Origin of the sequence: Planktosalinus lacus, from assembly GCF_014640155.1 — a bacterium.
GTDB lineage: Bacteria > Bacteroidota > Bacteroidia > Flavobacteriales > Flavobacteriaceae > Planktosalinus > Planktosalinus lacus.
Genome location: NZ_BMGK01000026.1, coordinates 1 through 1,826, shown reverse-complemented (window position 1 = coordinate 1,826; position 1,826 = coordinate 1). Strand labels below are relative to the sequence as shown.

General features: G+C 35.4%; 3 protein-coding genes. All 3 read left to right on the top strand.

Annotated features, from left to right (window positions below):
- Positions 1-238: 238 nt before the first annotated feature.
- Positions 239-601 (top strand): hypothetical protein, encoded by a 363-nt coding sequence (locus tag IEV69_RS13745; protein WP_188443412.1) that lies wholly within the window; start codon positions 239-241, stop codon positions 599-601.
- A gap of 127 nt (positions 602-728) precedes the next feature.
- Positions 729-1,193: a hypothetical protein gene (locus IEV69_RS13740; RefSeq protein WP_188443410.1), complete on the top strand. Its 465-nt coding sequence runs from the start codon at positions 729-731 to the stop codon at positions 1,191-1,193.
- A gap of 161 nt (positions 1,194-1,354) precedes the next feature.
- Positions 1,355-1,699, top strand: coding sequence for a hypothetical protein (locus tag IEV69_RS13735; protein ID WP_188443408.1), 345 nt, complete (start codon positions 1,355-1,357; stop codon positions 1,697-1,699).
- Positions 1,700-1,826 lie beyond the last annotated feature (127 nt).

The window sequence follows — 1,826 nt, the reverse complement described above, 5'->3', positions numbered from 1 at the left end:
CCAATATATAACTTTGGTTGAGCAGTAAGTTCTGTTTTCATATCTTTAGATTTTATGGTGAACTTTAAAGATAAAGAACTTGCTGCTTTTTCATCGATGCTATAGTTCATTGCGGCGGAATTTTCTGCCGAAAATTCTCGCCGTTTTGCTATCTTTCGGCTACAGCGGAAAAGTCCTTCGGACATTTTCCGCAACGAAACCATAGCCTAACCGTTGTGTGGAAGTTAAAAAAAACTGAATGAACGAAATTCTTGAATTGCGAAATAAACCCGAACTGAAAATAATTCTGAATACGGACGAATTTGAAATTGTTGACGCTTCTCAACCAAAAAACAACGGAATTTACTCATTCAGTGAAATAAAAAGTGTGGAACTGAATTCGGAACGGACTGATTGGTTTATTTCAACACTAAGTCAAATTACAGATTTCCTTATGGGGGGCACTGGAAATGGAGGAAATTTCAAAAACAAAGCGAATTTAAAATTACGACTTACTGACAGAAATTTGAAAATTTGGCTTAACGATGCTAATTTAAGAAAAGCAGAAAGAGTAAAAGTATTAATCAATAGTAAAAAACCCTCCACACAACACCAGCGATAAGCTATGGCTTTTACCGGTACACACGGAAAATCCTACCGGATTTTCTCAGGTCTGGGTTTTGTTTGCTACATTAGTCGCCAAACCACGCCACAGCACATAGCCAAACCGTTGGCAACAAGCTTAAAAAATGAAAAGAGATCACATAATATTAGCCATAATTGTTTTGACCATTATTGGCTGTAGAAGCCTGAATAACGGATTAGAAAAAGAAAGAATAGTTTTTAAACCAGAAGATACTGGAGTTAAAAAAACTTATACGATTCAAGTACCGGATCTTGAGGAAAATGAAAAGACAGTGCTTCAAGAATTTGGAGGGCACGGACACGGATTTAAAATTGTTTATGCCGACTCTTCAATAATTTATTATACCAATGATGACGCTATTGCAACTCCGAATTTCAAGAACTATGAAACCATAGGTTGGCAAGGATTTGATCTTTTGAATAAGAATAAAGATACAATTGTTCACGGGCAACAGGACAATGGGCTTTTTTGGAAAGAAGTAAAAGTAGGTGAAGAGTTTATTGGCTATCTAAATGTTTCACCAGCTGATAAAGAACTTTTTGATAAATCGATAAAGACACTGAAATAAAGCCAGTTACCAACAATATATAAAAACAATGCTAAAACCTGTCTTAAATCCAACTCCGTGCTCGCTTGCATAGCGGATTGTCCTGCGGACAATCACACTCGCCAGTTTGCACTGTTTTTATACGGGACATTCTGCAACATTTAAGAAAAACTAAACGCTGAATGAGAAAAATTGTAAATCTTACTAAACCGAAAGGCGAAATTGTTAGACTTATGATTTATAATGATGATTTTGGAACCTACCTCTTTGGATATAATAAAACCGTTGACTGTAGCTCAGAATTTGACGAATTGTTCGAATCTGAAAATGATGCAATGGAATCTTGCGAAACTGAATACGGAATCAAAAAAGAAGAATGGACTGAAATACCAAATCCAGAACCGAATTGCCAACACGATTGGATAAATCCAGTAAGAATAAAAGGACGCCAAAACGGAAATCCAGAATTCGGAAAACTTGAAAAACGTATAAATGGAAATTGGATTGAATTTGAGTCGATTGAATAAAAAAAACTATTGGTAACACCGACTCCTATGAAAAGCACTCGTCCTTCACTTCAAAGATAATATTTTATTTTTTCTTACTTCATAATGATGATTTTGTGGTGTTGAAATGTTGATAATTCCGAAGGAT